At 36.6% G+C, this 15,751-nt stretch carries 18 protein-coding genes and 2 pseudogenes; 7 read left to right on the forward strand and 13 right to left on the reverse strand.

What is annotated here, in order from left to right; genetic code table 11:
* Nucleotides 1–11 precede the first annotated feature (11 nt).
* The 5 genes and pseudogenes from COE49_RS13790 to COE49_RS13810 form a co-directional block, all read right to left on the reverse strand.
* Nucleotides 12–1,400, reverse strand: coding sequence for a peptidase G2 autoproteolytic cleavage domain-containing protein (locus COE49_RS13790; protein ID WP_098357339.1), 1,389 nt, complete (start codon nt 1,398–1,400; stop codon nt 12–14).
* A 158-nt stretch (nt 1,401–1,558) separates the two neighbouring features.
* Nucleotides 1,559–2,299 carry a bis(5'-nucleosyl)-tetraphosphatase PrpE gene (gene prpE / locus COE49_RS13795; RefSeq protein WP_088231419.1) on the reverse strand — a complete coding sequence of 247 codons (741 nt, stop codon included), beginning with the start codon at nt 2,297–2,299 and terminating at the stop codon, nt 1,559–1,561.
* A gap of 75 nt (nt 2,300–2,374) precedes the next feature.
* Entirely contained in the window at nt 2,375–3,535 is a 1,161-nt protein-coding gene (locus COE49_RS13800; protein ID WP_098945927.1) for an FtsW/RodA/SpoVE family cell cycle protein, read from the reverse strand.
* A 114-nt stretch (nt 3,536–3,649) separates the two neighbouring features.
* A pseudogene (locus tag COE49_RS13805) lies at nt 3,650–3,817 on the reverse strand (glycosyltransferase family 2 protein); the annotation flags it as partial.
* A 152-nt stretch (nt 3,818–3,969) separates the two neighbouring features.
* Nucleotides 3,970–4,752: a BclA C-terminal domain-containing protein gene (locus COE49_RS13810; protein ID WP_098945928.1), complete on the reverse strand. Its 783-nt coding sequence runs from the start codon at nt 4,750–4,752 to the stop codon at nt 3,970–3,972.
* A gap of 241 nt (nt 4,753–4,993) precedes the next feature.
* Between COE49_RS13810 and COE49_RS13815 the strand changes: the two are divergent.
* From COE49_RS13815 to COE49_RS13825, 3 genes and pseudogenes are all read left to right on the forward strand, one after another.
* A pseudogene (locus tag COE49_RS13815) lies at nt 4,994–5,453 on the forward strand (tetratricopeptide repeat protein); the annotation flags it as partial.
* Between the two features lie 186 nt (nt 5,454–5,639).
* A complete protein-coding gene (gene fabI / locus COE49_RS13820) occupies nt 5,640–6,410 on the forward strand; it encodes an enoyl-ACP reductase FabI (RefSeq protein WP_000421885.1) in 771 nt (256 codons plus the stop codon).
* Between the two features lie 141 nt (nt 6,411–6,551).
* Complete coding sequence (locus COE49_RS13825) at nt 6,552–7,073, forward strand: CotO family spore coat protein (RefSeq protein WP_088231505.1); 522 nt, start codon at nt 6,552–6,554, stop codon at nt 7,071–7,073.
* A gap of 60 nt (nt 7,074–7,133) precedes the next feature.
* Here the strand turns inward: COE49_RS13825 and COE49_RS13830 are convergent, their stop codons facing one another.
* Nucleotides 7,134–7,592, reverse strand: a complete 459-nt coding sequence (locus COE49_RS13830; RefSeq protein ID WP_088231417.1) for a CotY/CotZ family spore coat protein — start codon at nt 7,590–7,592, stop codon at nt 7,134–7,136.
* Between the two features lie 125 nt (nt 7,593–7,717).
* On the opposite strand from COE49_RS13830, the gene COE49_RS13835 reads away from it, so the two are divergent.
* Both COE49_RS13835 and COE49_RS13840 read left to right on the forward strand, forming a co-directional pair.
* Nucleotides 7,718–8,077, forward strand: a complete 360-nt coding sequence (locus tag COE49_RS13835; RefSeq protein ID WP_098357337.1) for a DUF1360 domain-containing protein — start codon at nt 7,718–7,720, stop codon at nt 8,075–8,077.
* 101 nt (nt 8,078–8,178) lie between these two features.
* Nucleotides 8,179–8,364 carry a cytochrome C oxidase subunit III gene (locus COE49_RS13840; RefSeq protein ID WP_088231504.1) on the forward strand — a complete coding sequence of 62 codons (186 nt, stop codon included), beginning with the start codon at nt 8,179–8,181 and terminating at the stop codon, nt 8,362–8,364.
* Between the two features lie 75 nt (nt 8,365–8,439).
* On the opposite strand, the gene exsF is transcribed toward COE49_RS13840, so the two are convergent.
* The 6 genes from exsF to COE49_RS13870 all read right to left on the reverse strand — a co-directional run bounded on the left by exsF (nt 8,440) and on the right by COE49_RS13870 (nt 13,643).
* Entirely contained in the window at nt 8,440–8,943 is a 504-nt protein-coding gene (exsF, locus tag COE49_RS13845; RefSeq protein ID WP_088231415.1) for an exosporium protein ExsF, read from the reverse strand.
* 157 nt (nt 8,944–9,100) lie between these two features.
* Nucleotides 9,101–9,568 carry a CotY/CotZ family spore coat protein gene (locus COE49_RS13850; RefSeq protein ID WP_098252435.1) on the reverse strand — a complete coding sequence of 156 codons (468 nt, stop codon included), beginning with the start codon at nt 9,566–9,568 and terminating at the stop codon, nt 9,101–9,103.
* Nucleotides 9,569–9,709: 141 nt separating this feature from the next.
* Nucleotides 9,710–11,776, reverse strand: a complete 2,067-nt coding sequence (locus COE49_RS13855) for an ATP-dependent helicase (protein WP_088231413.1) — start codon at nt 11,774–11,776, stop codon at nt 9,710–9,712.
* 99 nt (nt 11,777–11,875) lie between these two features.
* Nucleotides 11,876–12,298 (reverse strand): GNAT family N-acetyltransferase, encoded by a 423-nt coding sequence (locus COE49_RS13860; protein ID WP_088231412.1) that lies wholly within the window; start codon nt 12,296–12,298, stop codon nt 11,876–11,878.
* Between the two features lies 1 nt (nt 12,299).
* Complete coding sequence (locus tag COE49_RS13865; RefSeq protein WP_088231411.1) at nt 12,300–12,818, reverse strand: YjcG family protein; 519 nt, start codon at nt 12,816–12,818, stop codon at nt 12,300–12,302.
* 93 nt (nt 12,819–12,911) lie between these two features.
* Nucleotides 12,912–13,643, reverse strand: coding sequence for an alpha/beta hydrolase (locus COE49_RS13870; RefSeq protein WP_088231410.1), 732 nt, complete (start codon nt 13,641–13,643; stop codon nt 12,912–12,914).
* Between the two features lie 202 nt (nt 13,644–13,845).
* Here COE49_RS13870 and COE49_RS13875 point away from each other — a divergent pair, with 202 nt between their 5' ends.
* Both COE49_RS13875 and COE49_RS13880 read left to right on the forward strand, forming a co-directional pair.
* On the forward strand, nt 13,846–14,757 hold the full coding sequence (locus COE49_RS13875) for a DMT family transporter (protein ID WP_088231409.1): 912 nt from the start codon (nt 13,846–13,848) through the stop codon (nt 14,755–14,757).
* A 76-nt stretch (nt 14,758–14,833) separates the two neighbouring features.
* The gene (locus COE49_RS13880; protein ID WP_088231408.1) at nt 14,834–15,229 is read left to right on the forward strand and encodes a PH domain-containing protein; all 396 of its coding nucleotides are present in this window, start codon (nt 14,834–14,836) and stop codon (nt 15,227–15,229) included.
* A gap of 25 nt (nt 15,230–15,254) precedes the next feature.
* Here COE49_RS13880 and COE49_RS13885 read toward each other — a convergent pair whose 3' ends face one another.
* Nucleotides 15,255–15,650: an Ig-like domain-containing protein gene (locus COE49_RS13885; RefSeq protein ID WP_088231407.1), complete on the reverse strand. Its 396-nt coding sequence runs from the start codon at nt 15,648–15,650 to the stop codon at nt 15,255–15,257.
* Between the last annotated feature and the right edge of the window lie 101 nt (nt 15,651–15,751).

Genomic DNA, 15,751 nt, shown 5'->3' on the forward strand with positions numbered 1-15,751 from the left:
TTCCCTTTTTCTTAGCGGAATAATATTAAAATTTGATTATCACCCGTACGTTTTATAACGAAAAAACCACTTTCGGATTTTGTAGCAATGCCATCATCATTTGGGCGACAATATCCATGAGTTTCGCACGTTCCATCATCACGTACTAACATTTGTCCAATTAAGCCGACGGGAATCCACTCGGCCCGATCCTTTCTTGCTATATATTTGCAAGTTGGATCCAAGTTTGTATTTAAGAGGGGTTGTATGTCTTGAGTTGCCGTCTTTGTATATTGTCGTCTTCCGAAGTTATCCGTTTCATAGCGATTTTTCCAGTTTAAAGCACCACTATTTCCGATGATAGCGGGCGTGGCACTAGACACGCCTAACAGGAATGAATCGTTTGAAGTAGCGATCCGAATTTTTTCTTCGTTACTAAATGTAACGAAATAACCGACATCAATTGGCTTGTTGTCTTCTGTTTCAAACATTTGTGCAAAATCTGTTCCGCTTGCATTGTAAGAAGCGCCCTCAATGTACATTTCTCCATTATGAGCAAGCCATTTTGCACCTATATTATGGTCAGTGTCGTTTGTTCCATTTGCAATGAACCAAGAATAAGATTCTTCTGCCGTGCCGAAGCGCCCCATAATATGGCTACCTGCAAATTGAGCTGTCGATGTATGCATACCTTCCGCATGAGAAGAGAATCCGTTAGCGATAGTTGCGGTTCCTTCTGCATGTGCTGCTTCGCCTAAAGCGATCGTATGTTTACCTTCCGCATGAGAATAAGAGCCGCCTGCTGTCGTTTCACTTCCTTCACTATGCGAACTATGTCCAGTTGCTTCTGTTTTGGATCCTTCTGCATGAGAGAAAGGACCTTTTGCGTGTGTAAGAAGCCCTTCTGCATGTGAAGCTGCCCCTTCTGCATGAGAGTGAAGACCCTCTGCATGTGCATACCGGCTTCCTTTTTTTACTTTTGTATTTTCAGGTGTAGGGGTCTGAATTATGATAGTTTTTTCTGTTTGTACATCATTTGATGGAGCTAATGCTTCTTTTATCTTTTTTACTTGATTTATAATAGTAGCTGGAATTTCTAGTTCCGCTTTTTTATTTATTACTACAGGGATATTTTCCTCTTTATTTTTCTCTGTTTGCTCAGAATGTATTACCTGCTCATCAGGAGTAGAGAGAGGTTTGCCTTTTGGCTGCATCTTCGTTTTTCTATTATCGATTATGCGGCTCATTACAGTATTTTCTAAAGAGACATATTTTGTTCTTGCTTTGCTTTTTTTTGATGACTTTTGTTCTTCCAGTTCTTCTAAAGCTGCAGCTCGAATACCGCACCAGTTGTTAATTCCGTACATAGGCAGATATAAAGGCGGGAATTTTCTTTTTTGTTTAGAAGATTTTTTCTTCATTCTGTCACCTCCTGCGACATTATATGTAGGGTAATGAAAAAAAGATGCACTTTATTGCATCTTTTTTTCATTACTTTATTTAGTTTTTATATGAAATACGCCTAAAAATACGGTAATCCCCTGTAATTGATGAATTGTACTATACAAAGTAAGAGGCTTTATGAGATTGGGCGGAATTTCTCAGCGACAAAAGGCAGGGAAGAAGGGACAGAAACAGTTTCCATTTCAGGATAACGTAGTACAGTTAGCTTACCACCAAATACAGCACCAGTATCGATATTGACTGTATGATTTACAAAGCGAGGTTCTTTTACAGGTGTATGTCCATATATAATCCAGGCGTCCCCTTTATATTCCTTAGCCCAGTCGCGACGGACAGGTGAGCCATCATCGTGTTTTTCACCTGTAATATCCCCGTATAATACAAACGTTTGTACTTTTTTATCTTGTCTTCCTATGTAATCTTGCCGGATCCCGGCGTGACATACGATTACTCTTTTTTCATCTAGTATGTGGTAGAGAGGCGATTGTTCATAAAGAGTGATGAACTTTTCTTTTATAATACTTTGTTTATGAGAAGGTAATGCTTCATATTCGGCAACAGTTGTTTCGAGCCCGTGAGCGATTGTTACATTACGCCCAAGGAAGAAGCGGTATAGTTTATTGCAGTGATTTCCAGGAGCGTAATAAGCCTCTTTTTGATTTATGACGAGTTCCCATACAATTTCAATCATACGTAATGAATGAGGACCGCGGTCTGTAATATCACCAACAAATGCAAGTTGACGTTTGTCAGGGTGAACCGGCAGGCCGCTATTCCAGTTATATCCTAATCTCGTTGTTAAATTTTGAAACTCTTGGAAGCAGCCGTGAATATCACCTATAATGTCATATTTCATATGTAAACCTCCAGCCTATTTTTCATTAGTATAACTAAAAAAGGATAGAGATAAAAATACCGTTTTTTGTGTGGCTTATTTAAACATAAAGATTTTCGTTCTTGAGCGAACATTTAAAATGAATCCAATCGCAATCATGTATGTAAGTAGCGAACTTCCTCCGTAGCTCATAAGAGGTAATGTGATCCCTGTAATAGGGAGTAACCCGATTGTCATTCCGATGTTTTGGAATACTTGAAAAGTAAACATGCCAATTGTACCAGCGCAAATGTAACTACCGAAAGGGTCATTACTTTCTAAAGCGATATGAATCATTCGGAAAATGAGTAAGAAAAAAAGTGAAATAATGACACTTGCGCCTAAAAAACCAAATTGTTCAGCGACATTCGTGAAAATAAAATCTGTATGTGGTTCTGGAAAATATACTTGTCCATTTTCCCAGCCTTTTCCTTGCATTTCTCCTGATCCAGCAGCTAAGAATGCTTGTCTTAATTGATAGCCTTGCGAATCATATTCGTAAGGTGCTAACCAGCCGTAGAATCGGTTTAATTGATATTCTTTTAAGATATGTTCTTTGAAGAATTCCGTATGAGCAAAATAAATATATGTTAGGGCAGAACCTGCAGCACAACTGACAGAGGTTAATCCAAAAATGAAACGCCATCGTATACCAGACACTAGTATCATTGCTGCGAGCATCGCTGAAATGACCATCGTATTTCCTAAATCAGGTTCCTTCGCAATAAGGAGTAGTGGTGGCAAACTCGTTGCAAATATTTTTCCGAGTAATATAAAATCTTCGCGTATTGTTCGGAAAAAATATTTTTCATTATGATCCGCTATAATTCGTCCAATGACGATAATTAAAAACAATTTCATAATTTCAGACGGCTGGAAATTTCCGATGCCTGGAAGTCTGTACCAAGCGGTAGCCCCTTTAATTGTAACGGCACCTGGGACTTGAAGTTCTAGCCCGATTAGTAGTACCATTGCAAAGCTATATAAATACCAGGCAATTTTTTGATAACGATCGAAATCGATAATCATAATGACACCAATGGCTATAAACCCAATGAAGTACCATTGAATTTGCTTTAGTACAAAATTTACGTTTTGTAAAAATGGTGGTAAAGAGGTTTGCGCGCTTGCAATAGCAAAACAACTAACAGTCCCAATGGCAAATAAAATGAGTAGTAATACGTAGTCTATTTGATATTGAGAATTTGAATCTTTCAATGTATGTATTCCTTTCTACTGCTTTTTATATGAATGGGTTTTGTAGTTTAGAAAAATGTATGAGCTATACGAATCATGTATATAGTTCATACATTTTTTATTTTATCGAATAGCTTAATCATCTAACTCTTTAATAATTATATCCAAACAATGAGAAAGACGTACATGTGCGTCTGGAATGAGATCTGGTAGACTTCGATAATATTGTAAAGAACCTTTGCACCATTGGTAGGCGCTAAGTAGAGCTGTTCTATAGTCTGTAGTATTTTGTAAAAAGTCGTATTTATTCAACAGGGTGTAAATATCAGTTTCAGGATAAGCAACTGCAAAATGTCATACAACAATATGATTATGTAGGTAGTGAAAGTTGCATGATTGAATTCCTAACTGAAAAAGCAGTAAAACTGATATCAGTTTTACTGCTAAGTAAACAGTTAAACGATTTTTTCAATAATAATGGATGCACTTGTACCAAAAGCTAGAGATAATCCAGTTCCTGTAACGACAGCTTCAACCATTGATGGGGTTATTGTAATTTGTGTAATGGCTTGGATAACGAGAGGCGCTCCAACCGAGATTAAGCTTGTGCCTGCACCTGGTACATTAGAACCGCCTACTTGAATTGCAAGGCTACCTAATGCACTTACTGCTGCCGTATATGCGATAACCGTAATTTTATAGAATCCAGCTTCATGTATGATGAAAGTATCAGCGTCCAATTGAGAAATTGCTGTACCAAACTGAAATCCGAGAAAATTAAATGGTACGGGATCATTCACTCCGAGAGAAAGGCTACTTGTAGCAGAATTAAATGCATATAGTCCTGCTGAAAGACCTAATCCAGACGGTCCAGTGTCACCAGTCGGTCCAGTGTCTCCGGTCGGTCCGGTAGCCCCAGTCGGTCCAATGTCTCCGGTCGGTCCAGTGTCGCCAGTCGGTCCAATGTCTCCGGTCGGCCCAGTGTCTCCAGTCGGTCCAGTACCTCCATTGGGCCCAATGTCACCAGTGGGCCCAATGTCACCAGTCGGTCCAATGTCACCAGTCGGTCCAGTGTCTCCGGTCGGTCCAATGTCTCCAGTCGGCCCAGTATCTCCGGTCGGTCCAGTGTCACCAGTCGGCCCAGTATCTCCGGTCGGTCCTACAAGGTTAGGATCAAATGTACTAGCTGATAAAGATTTATCAGGATTTAATCCGTCTGAATAATTATTATTTGACATAGATTCACCTCCAGAAAGCGTTCATTATATAGTAGGTGAAAAACTAGAAGAAAATGACACGGACATTTGAATTATGGAAAAGAAATCTTGAACTATTGAACAAGTTAAAAAATGGAAAGTTTATTGTACGTATAACATATGATTGATTTGGAAGAGGGGGATGGTGTTGAACAAGAAAAGGACTACAATTAGTTTATGTATGATTGTTCGCGCTGAAGAAAATACAATAGGTTGATGTTTGGATGCAGTTTTACTATATGAAACATTTCTTAATCAAGACGAAGGTTGGTATGAAGAGAAAATCTATGCATGTGGTAAGTTAGGGGATTGTTATGCAAAATTGGGGGATTGGGAAAAGGCAATTGAATCTTGTACGAAATCTTTTCGCTATGATATTCCAAGAGGAGAGAATTGTACAAGAATAGGATATATATATGGAACAAGAAAAATATAATGAAGCGATATTTTGGTTTAAACTTGCAACAGAAGTACCAATGGCAAAGGATAGTCCTTTTCATAGTCCAGCAAGCTACACATGGTTACCATATTTACAAATGTGTATTTGTTATAGCAAGTTAGGAAATCAAGAGAAAGCTTATTATTACAATGAATTAGCAGCTTCTTATGTTCCGAATAATGCTGCAATTGAATATAACCGTAAATATTTTCGGAGAGTTTTCGATAAACAATATAAAGAGTAATAGGTTTCGCTTTTTTATAAATACCTTCTTGGGAAGAAGGATTAGAACGGTTTTTTATAGAAACAAAAGTCATTAGCAAATTTTATGTTAATGACTTTTTTGTTTGCCTTTAAGAGGTTTTATGGTACTATAATTATAAGTATCAGGTACTAATAACAAGTATAAGTATTTCTGGGAGGATATATCATGGAACTATTACAAGGGAAAACATTTGTTGTTATGGGCGTTGCGAACCAAAGAAGTATTGCATGGGGAATTGCTCGCTCTTTGCATAATGCAGGCGCAAAATTAATATTCACATATGCAGGAGAACGTTTAGAAAGAAATGTTCGTGAATTAGCAGACACATTAGAAGGACAAGAATCACTTGTATTACCTTGTGATGTAACGAATGATGAGGAGCTTACAGCTTGCTTTGAAACGATTAAGCAAGAAGTTGGGACAATTCACGGTGTTGCACACTGTATTGCTTTTGCAAATCGTGACGATTTAAAAGGTGAATTTGTAGATACTTCTCGCGACGGATTTTTACTTGCACAAAATATTAGTGCATTCTCTTTAACAGCTGTAGCAAGAGAAGCGAAGAAAGTAATGACAGAAGGCGGAAATATTTTAACGTTAACATACCTTGGCGGCGAGCGCGTTGTGAAAAACTATAATGTTATGGGTGTTGCGAAAGCTTCATTAGAAGCGAGCGTAAAATATTTAGCAAACGATTTAGGCCAACATGGTATTCGCGTTAATGCTATTTCTGCAGGACCAATTCGTACGTTATCTGCGAAAGGTGTAGGCGATTTCAACTCAATCTTAAGAGAAATCGAGGAGCGCGCACCACTTCGCCGTACAACAACTCCAGAAGAAGTTGGCGATACAGCAGTATTCTTATTTAGTGATTTAGCACGCGGTGTAACAGGAGAAAATATTCACGTTGATTCAGGATATCATATTTTAGGATAAATATTGATTATAATTTTTAAAGGGTAGTCTCTAAACATTGAGGCTGCCCTTTTTTATTGTTCTTAGAAAGAAAGATTTTTACGAAAGTTCTTGCCGCTTGATGAATATAACTATAATAGTACACGATTTATCCAGCTACGTATGGAAGTGGGAGGGACGAGTGTGAAAAATAAAAATAAAAGCTCAACAGTTGGAAAACCGTTGTTATATATCACGCAAGTAAATTTAGAACTTGCTACGACGAAAATAAAAAGAATTATTCTTACAAACTTTGAAAATGAGAATCGAAAAGAACAAAATAATAGAAATGAAAATATTGTAAGTAGTGCTGTGGAAGAGATACTAGAACAAAAACAACAAGAAGAGCAGCAAGTAGAAGAAAAAATAGAAGAAGAGGAACAAGAACAAGAAGAGCAAGTGAGAACGGTTCCGTACAATAAATCATTTAAGGATATGAATAATGAGGAGAAAATTCATTTTTTATTAAATCGCCCTCATTACATTCCGAAAATAAGATGCAGAATAAAAACAGCGACGCTCTCATATATCGGCTCGATTATATCGTACCGTAATGGTATTGTATCCATTATGCCGCCAAATACTATGCGAGATATTAAGTTATCTATTGAAGATATCAAATCGATTGATATGGCTGGTTTATAAATATGTAAAGGTGGTAGAAATGTTCTACCACCCCAATAGTTTTTTAGTTTACTTCACTTATTAGATAGAAACGTCGCGTAAGCACTGAATCGCACAGAAACAGCTTAAATCAACAGTAAGGCAAGTAGCAGTCGATTTTAATTTCGAATGTGGCACATTTAAAAACGTACAGATTGGATCGTCACCTTCTTTTACAGGTGTCCCATCATGATATACCACAGTTAATACACGTAGTACAGCGCAGCTATCATCATCTACGCTTTCAACGCGGAAAATCGAGGAAGTACAGTGTTTAAGGTCTCCTACTGGTGCAAATGCTTTAAAAGGTTCGCCAGCTTTTGTGTATAAAATAAAAGGACGTGTATTTGCTACTGCAGCACTATTATGTGCTCCTAAAAATGGGATTTCACAACCAGATCCACACGTTGTTGTAGAGCAATCTTGTAATTCATTGATGAATTTTACAACGTCAACTACACAATGAGAAGAGCCATGGTGTTTATTTTCGTTACAACTCATTAATGTCACTCCTTATCTTCTTGTTTGTATTTACATTAATAAGATATTGGAGTCGGGGAGATTTGGTCACAACCTCAAGACCTTTTTTTTTAAATAGGCGAAAGAAGATAAGGGAAGGTGGGAACATGCTGTTTACAAGTTGGCTTTTATTTTTTATTTTCGCACTAGCAGCTTTTAGGTTAACTCGTCTCATTGTTTATGATAAAATCACAGCCTTTTTACGAAGACCGTTTATTGATGAATTAGAGATTACAGAGCCAGATGGAAGTGTAGCAACTTTTACAAAGGTGAAAGATAAAGGATTAAGAAAGTGGATTGGCGAATTATTAAGCTGCTATTGGTGTACAGGTGTATGGGTTAGTGCTTTTTTATTAGTTTTATATAAGTGGATCCCTATTGTCGCGGAGCCGTTACTTGCATTATTAGCTATTGCGGGTGCAGCAGCGATTATCGAAACGATTACAGGATATTTTATGGGAGAATAATATATTTTTATAATACGAGAAAAAGCGGAGTTTAAACGAATGAGGGAACGGAAATAAGGAGTTGTTCATATAGTAAATAGACAGAATTGACAGTAGAGGAGATGTTTGCTGTGAGCAATAATCCAAGGCAAAATTCATATGATCTGCAGCAATGGTATAATATACAGCAACAGCACCATGCACAACAACAGGCATATCAAGAGCAATTAGAGCAACAAGGATTTGTGAAGAAAAAGGGATGTAATTGTGGGAAAAAGAAGAACATAATAAAACAATATGGAGAATGAAACACTCATGTTACTGTGAGTGTTTTTTATTATAAATATAAAAGCGGTATTTCAATGAAGAAACACCGCTTTTTACTAACCAATTTGTGTAACTGTTAATGCTGCAGCACGGATGTCTACAGTTCCACTTAATTCAACTGGTACAATTTGAATTAAGTTACCAAGGTTTAAGTTAATAAGAATAACACCACTGGATACATCTACTTCGCCAGTACCAATAACGTTAGACCGGACCGCTGTACCTGAGCCAGGAATAATGTTTTGTGGTGTATCTAATGATAAGAAGAAACGGCCAGCTTCTGGTATTGTATTAGAATTATTAAGACTTATGGATAATGTATAACTGATTTGATAAATACCAGTTCGTTGAATTCGAATACCGTCTCCAACACTCACTGTATCATTTATGATGGGAACAGTAATATTTGGGTTTGGACTTACGCTAGGTAATAGTAGTGGTTTGAATAATGAAGCAAACTGAGGTGCAGATGCATTGAACGCAAAACCAAAGGCAGGTAGTGTGCTAGCTGGTTGCGGTTTGCAATCAATTTTAGTTACTCCACGATCAGAAGAGAACATGTTTCTCACTCCTTTATCTGTGTCTACTTTTAGTTAATGAAAGGGACATGTTCTATGCCCTAGACAAGTTCCTAACTTTAAGAAAAATACATAATAATACCTTTTAAGCATGGATTGGGTGGNNCCACCCAATCCATGCTTAAATTAGTATTTAGTTTTATATAGAAACATCGCGTAAGCATTGAATAGCACAGAAGCAACTTAAATCAACAGTAAGACAAGCAGCAGTCGATTTTAACTTCGAATGTGGCACATTTAAAAACGTACAAATTGGATCGTCACCTTCTTTTACAGGTGTCCCATCATGATATACTACAGTTAATACACGTAATACTGCGCAGTCATCATCATCTATACTCTCGACACGGAAAATCGAAGAAGTACAGTGCTTAAGGTCTCCTACTGGTGCAAATGCTTTAAAAGGTTCTCCAGCTTTATTGTATAAAATAAAAGGACGTGTATTTGCTACTGCAGCACTATTATGTGCTCCTAAAAATGGGATTTCACAACCAGATCCACACGTTGTGGTTGCGCATTCTTGTAATTCATGTATAAAACGAACGACATTCGATACACAATTAAAATCAAAATCATGTTGGTTATCTTCATTACAATTGCAGCTCATTATGTTCACTCCTTATCGTGAGTTCTGACATACACTATTACAATATGAATGGGATATGGTTGATATTACGTTAATTCATATGATAAAAACAGGGAATTTATGTAGTGGGGATGTACATAACGTGATATGAAAAAGACATCCTTATGTAGTGGATGTCTTTTCAGGTAAATCTTTTCGCACTGTATATAAAAAACGAGATATATCTAATTTCTTTCCTCTGAAAAATTGCGGAGAGGAAATGTAAAGTTCTTCTTTTGCACGTGTAATTGCAACATAAAGTAGTCGGCGTTCTTCTTCTAAAGCTTCAGAAGTATCCGTAACGCGATCATTTGCATCTTTTAAAGAAGAAGTATGGGGCAGAATCCCATCGCTCGCTCCAAGTAAAAAGACGCATGGAAATTCAAGACCTTTTGCGTTATGAATGGACATAAGCGAAACTGCATCTTTTTGTGGCATTGTTTTTAATGCTTCCATTTCTTTTTGACCTTGAATCGCCTCATCAATAAATTGTAAGTAAGATGGAATATCGGTGAAACGAGTGGCAGACTCCATTAATTCTTCTAACATTTCTTCTTGTATATCTTTATGCATCGTAAAGGAAGAACGATCGTTACTTTGTAAGTACTCTAAATATTTTCCTTTACCATGAATAATTTCTTTTAATGCTTTTTTCGGTTCTAATTCTTTTATAAACTTAATAAAATCGATGCGCTCATTTACCTTTTTCACTTGAAAAGGTTTCAAGCTCGGATTTAATAGTAAGAAATGAAGAAGAGAAGGGAAACGTCCCTCACCATATTTCCATTGTTCACGTTCAATAAATGAAATGCAATCATCACGTCCGATATACATCGTTGGTAATATATTTGAAAGTGATTCTAGTCGAAACGGTTCAATCACCAGTCTTAAATGATCTAATACAGGCTTAATTAAAGAATGCTCGTAAAATGATTGACTCGCCCCGTGTTTAATAAACGGGATTTTATGAATTGTAAGCTGGTCTAGTAATGAACGGCTTACAGAGTGTGTGCGATATAGTAAACAAAAATCTTTGAAGTTACGTTCGCCGCTATCCACTTTTTCTTGAATGAGCTGCAAAATTTGATTTGCTTCATCAAGAGTCGTAGCTGGTCGTGCGTAAAATGGTTGTACACCTTCTTCACGAACAGAGTATAGCTCTTTATCAAAACGTTCTTGATTTAGTTTGATAACCTCATTTCCAAGTCCGACGATAAATGGATTGGATCGATAATTCGTATTAAGCGCAATAATCGTAGTGTTATCAAATTCTTTTGGAAAAGATAAAATAATTTGGTGACTTGCTCCTCGCCAGCCATAAATAGCTTGGTCATCATCCCCTGCGATAAATAAATTATTTCTTGGGGTAGCTAACAATTTTACAATTTCATATTGTGCATACGATGTATCTTGGAACTCATCTACTTCAATATAGTGGAACCGTTGTTGCAATTGTGTAAGCAAAGGCGCATTATTTTCTAGCATATAATATGTTTCTAATAAGATATCATCGAAATCAATATAATTATATCGTTGTTTTACCTCTTCAAAACGTTCATATACTTCTTTAAATTCTTGCTCGACTGGTGTCTTCGCTTTTACATCTTTCGGACGATTCAATTTGTTTTTCTCAAGTGAAATCATAGCGAGAATCGTTTCTGCATCATAATCGTCTTTCAAGCGTAGTTCTTTTAAAATTTTCTTTATCATAATTTGTTTATGTTTTTCATTTGCTAAAATTTGCTGATTATATCCTTGGCTACGAAGCAATTTTAAAAAGACAGAGTGAAATGTACCAGCGACAACATAGCTGCTTGCAGCATGGTTCATACCAGGTAAGTTCGCTACGCGCGTTCGAATTTCTTCAGCTGCTTTTTGTGTAAACGTTAGTAGTAAAATATTTCGCGGATGAACTTGTTTTACATTCACTAAATAACCGACGCGAGTTGTTAAAACGGACGTTTTCCCGCTTCCGGCACCAGCTAATGTAAGGACAGGACCTTCTGTTGTTCGTACTGCTTCTAATTGTTTTTCGTTTAAATAAACGTTCTGCTGTTCGAGAGCACGAAAATACGCCGCGTCTGCATCTTCTTCCATAATTAAATGAGTAGATGTTTTCGGAATATGATATGTTGCTCGCGGAATGTCAGCGTGTGTTAACGATTTTTGTGAAAATTTTTCTTGTGTCATATATTCACCTTCAAAACTATAGCATCAACATTTAACTTTAGCGGAAGAAAAAGAAAATAGCAATGTAAAAAACAGGAGGGGTTACCTCCTGTTTTCAAATTACAATTCTTTTATCATTACGACGTGCGGGATATTCGCTTCCATAAATACATCAGAAGTCGTTACGTATCCAAGTTTTGTATAGAAATCTTCAGCATGTGTTTGGGCATGAAGTTTCAATTTTGGTAGTGAGTTTTCCTTCGCATGTATTTCAAGTGCATCCATAACAATTTTTCCAATGCCTTTTTTGCGATGAGAACTTAGTACGCAAATGCGCTCCATCTTTCCTATTCCATCAACGATGCGAAAGCGGCCAGCGCCAACTGGAACATCATGATCATATATAACAACGTGTGTAGCAGTTTCTTCAAACTCATCATATTCTTCTTCAGCAGAAACACGTTGTTCGTTCACAAATACTTGCTTACGTACAGAGAATGCATCTCTTAGTTGTTCGTCTGTTTGTACGATTTGTGCGTGCAAATTAGTTGTTCCCCTTTCCAAGGTGGAATGTTTCATATACAGTCCACGTTCCATTTTCTAATTGATATAGAAGATGGAAACGGTCGATAGGTTGCTCATAATAGAAATCTTTCATACGTAATCGACCTAATACATCAGCATGCTCTGCATCTGATAAACCTTGTCCAATTGTTAAATGTGGTACGAAAGCGTATTCGCGTTCTTGTGTAAAGAAACCATTATGCATTTCTTCATTTAAGAAAGTAAGTTCAGGTGTTTTTTCTACTTTAAAATAAAGAACATTATTAACAGGTGCGAATGAACCGACTTTTCCAACATGAAGGGTGAAAGGGTTCGTTTTACTTGCGATTGTATGTAACTCGTTTACAATCGATTCTAGTTGATCATCTTGCGTTTCAAAGGGTGTTTTCAATGTAATATGTGGCGGAACTAATGCGTAGTGCGGATCATAACGCTTACGCAATCCGTTCGCTTTATCTTGAATCATTTTAGATGGAAAAATTACAATGCCTAATTTCATGTTCCAATTCCTCCCTTTGTAAGTCTAGTTAGATTTTGAGAAAAATAAATCTCTTTATCTATTATATCAAATTATTCTGAATACTGCTCTCTATTATTTCATTGATAGAATATGAGAGAAGGCTTTCGGTAAATCTGCTTGCCAATACTTCCATGTATGATTCCCTTCAAATTCTTCGTAATGCGTAATGAAATTTCGATCTGTAAGAAGAGCATTCAAATTACGGTTTGGTTCTACGAAATCAGATACTTGTCCGTCCGTACGCTTTACAGCTGTTTCTTCTGTCCCAATGACGTGATAAAGTTCTAACGCCTGTGGATCTTTGAATTCTTTTGCTAAGTTCATCACTGTTTCATCAACAAATGGTGATTGCATAACGACTTTACCAAATGTATGCGGATACATAAGTGCAGTCATAAAGGAAACTGTGCCGCCAAGGGAATCCCCAATTAAAACACGTCCTTTGCCCATTTGATATGTTGGATAATTTTCATCAATATATGGTGCAAGTTCATGAGCAAGGAAGCGAATATACGCAGCATTTTTCACTTCATTTGGGAAATACTTTTCTTTACGATCGTGTACATTTTTATATGGAATACCGACAATAATTGTACGGTCAATGTCTTCCGTTTCACGAAGACTTTCAATTACACGGTGTGCTTTACCAAGCTGAAAATAATCTCTGCCATCTTGTGCAATTACAACTGTATGTTTGTGTAATGGCGTGTAATTTACTGGTAAGTAAACGAGAAGCGTAACGTCTTCTTGAAGTGATGTGCTATAAAATGAAATTTCTTCAATTCTCCCTACTGTTTGATTCATGTAGATCCCCCTAAATAAAAATTTACTGTAACGATTGTAAGAGCGACGCTTGTAGTGAAAAGGAAAGAAATATTCACTAATAGGTGCCTTAATTTCTATTTTACCATAATGGTACGAAGAATCTAAAAAATTAGTATTTAAGTTATGAAAGAAAACAGATATAATGAAGTGGGATTTTTACAGGTGAGAGGGGAGACAGGATTTGAAACAAGAAAGATCAATCGCACTACCATTAGCAATTTCCATTATAGCCATTTCATTTGCAGCAGTTTTTGTAAAGATGTCCTCAGCACCATCTTCTATTTTAAGTATGTATCGATTATGGATTATCGTACTTATCATGCTGCCAATCGTTTGGAAGAAACGGGAAGAATTTCATAAGATTCAAATAAAAGATTGGGGATTTTTAATTGGATCTGGATTCTTTTTAGCGCTTCATTTTCTTTTATGGTTTGAATCTTTAAAGCATACAACAGTTGCTAGTTCGACGATTATTTTAGCACTTCAACCGATCGTATCTTTAGTAGGAGGCTTTTTCTTATTTAAAGAAAGAACGACATACTCAGCCATTGCGACAATGGGAATTGCGATACTAGGCGTAATGTGTATTGGGTGGGGAGATTTAGGGCTAAGTGAACAAGCGATTTATGGGGATATATTATCCTTTTTAAGTGTAATAGCGGTGGTTGGTTATTTATTTATTGGTCAAACGACAGTAAAAAAAGTATCACACTGGATTTACAGCTTTACAGTCTTTGCATTCGCAGGTATTTTCATGGGAATTTATAATATCGTGCTACAAGTGCCTTTTACAGGTTATACGAAGTGGGACTGGACTGTTTTTCTTTTACTTGCGGTCGTACCGACAGTGTCACATGTAATCAATAACTGGCTGTTAAATTATGTGAATGCAACAACGATTTCAATGAGTATTTTAGGAGAACCAGTTGGAGCATCGATACTAGCGTTCTTCCTACTTGGAGAAACATTAAACGCAATGCAAATTATCGGTAGCATGCTCGTATTGTTTGGTGTATCTGTTTTCTTACTACAGCAACAAAAACGAACAACAAAAAATGTGGTGAACGAGCCTGTGTATACACAGGAATTATAATGTTGGAGGAGAAAAGAGAAGTTGTGTGGCTTCTCTTTTTGTTTTATAGAAATTTAGGTGAAGAAGGGGGAGGGGAATGGAATTTCCATCAAAAAAAGATGCATGGTTATATCCAGTTTTTTTCATTGTTGTGAGTGCTTGTTTTGCACCAATATTTGTAGGGAGAGACTACTTTCTCTTATTTTTTACAATTCCGTTAGCTATCCTATTTAGTTGGAGTTGGTTTTCGACAAAATATATTGTCGGGGAAGAAATCATTACTATTCAATCCGGTTTCGTTAAAAAACGCATATTTATACGAGATATAAAACAAATTTCCGAAACGAAAAATCCAATAGCAGCTCATGCATTGTCATTTGATCGACTTGAAATTGCTTACGGGGCATATGAAACAGAGATTATTTCTCCTAAAGATAAGGAGCGATTTATCTATCTTGTAAAGAGTAAAAACTCAAATATTGAAACAAAGTAAAAGAGTGGCTAAGGAAGCCACTCTTTTACTTTGGATTTATTATATAAGGTTGTACATGAATGACACATAAGTCGCGGAATTTTCCTTCAGCAGTTGTAACAATTACGACTGCTCTTCCTGCACTTTTTCCAGTAATCGTTACCGTATCACCTTTTGGATATATGGTGATGACATCAGAGTTCATATTTGTCCAAATAAGCTCTTGATTTGTCGCTTGCTTTGGCGAAATAGAAGCTGATAATTCAGTGCTTTGCCCAGTTTTTATTTTTAACTTATTTTTTTGCATATGAACACCAATAACTGAAATAACAGAAGGAGCAATGGAAATTGTAGGTTTAGGTTGTATGTGTAAACAAGAAGTAGAAGCGTTTGTAATAGGTGAAAATTTTCGTGTTTGTTGTTGCTGGAAAGATGCTAACATATTGGAGTCCCCTTTCTGTATAAGTGCTGATACTAACACTATAAAGGAGTAGTGTTATGCTAAATTTAACGAAACATAAAGAATTTGTTAAGTTCGCGAAG

It is taken from the genome of Bacillus sp. AFS029637, assembly GCF_002584985.1.
Classification (GTDB): domain Bacteria; phylum Bacillota; class Bacilli; order Bacillales; family Bacillaceae_G; genus Bacillus_A.

What these genes read in the sequence shown, in the direction of transcription:
- COE49_RS13885 (WP_088231407.1), bottom strand. Translation starts at nt 15,650, where the DNA reads ATGTTAGCATCTTTCCAGCAACAACAAACACGAAAATTTTCACCTATT.
- fabI (WP_000421885.1), top strand. Translation starts at nt 5,640, where the DNA reads ATGGAACTATTACAAGGGAAAACATTTGTTGTTATGGGCGTTGCGAAC.
- prpE (WP_088231419.1), bottom strand. Translation starts at nt 2,299, where the DNA reads ATGAAATATGACATTATAGGTGATATTCACGGCTGCTTCCAAGAGTTT.
- COE49_RS13810 (WP_098945928.1), bottom strand. Translation starts at nt 4,752, where the DNA reads ATGTCAAATAATAATTATTCAGACGGATTAAATCCTGATAAATCTTTA.
- COE49_RS13880 (WP_088231408.1), top strand. Translation starts at nt 14,834, where the DNA reads ATGGAATTTCCATCAAAAAAAGATGCATGGTTATATCCAGTTTTTTTC.
- COE49_RS13850 (WP_098252435.1), bottom strand. Translation starts at nt 9,568, where the DNA reads ATGAGCTGCAATTGTAATGAAGATAACCAACATGATTTTGATTTTAAT.
- COE49_RS13865 (WP_088231411.1), bottom strand. Translation starts at nt 12,818, where the DNA reads ATGAAATTAGGCATTGTAATTTTTCCATCTAAAATGATTCAAGATAAA.
- exsF (WP_088231415.1), bottom strand. Translation starts at nt 8,943, where the DNA reads ATGTTCTCTTCTGATCGTGGAGTAACTAAAATTGATTGCAAACCGCAA.
- COE49_RS13835 (WP_098357337.1), top strand. Translation starts at nt 7,718, where the DNA reads ATGCTGTTTACAAGTTGGCTTTTATTTTTTATTTTCGCACTAGCAGCT.
- COE49_RS13870 (WP_088231410.1), bottom strand. Translation starts at nt 13,643, where the DNA reads ATGAATCAAACAGTAGGGAGAATTGAAGAAATTTCATTTTATAGCACA.
- COE49_RS13830 (WP_088231417.1), bottom strand. Translation starts at nt 7,592, where the DNA reads ATGAGTTGTAACGAAAATAAACACCATGGCTCTTCTCATTGTGTAGTT.
- COE49_RS13790 (WP_098357339.1), bottom strand. Translation starts at nt 1,400, where the DNA reads ATGAAGAAAAAATCTTCTAAACAAAAAAGAAAATTCCCGCCTTTATAT.
- COE49_RS13840 (WP_088231504.1), top strand. Translation starts at nt 8,179, where the DNA reads ATGTTTGCTGTGAGCAATAATCCAAGGCAAAATTCATATGATCTGCAG.
- COE49_RS13855 (WP_088231413.1), bottom strand. Translation starts at nt 11,776, where the DNA reads ATGACACAAGAAAAATTTTCACAAAAATCGTTAACACACGCTGACATT.
- COE49_RS13825 (WP_088231505.1), top strand. Translation starts at nt 6,552, where the DNA reads ATGGAAGTGGGAGGGACGAGTGTGAAAAATAAAAATAAAAGCTCAACA.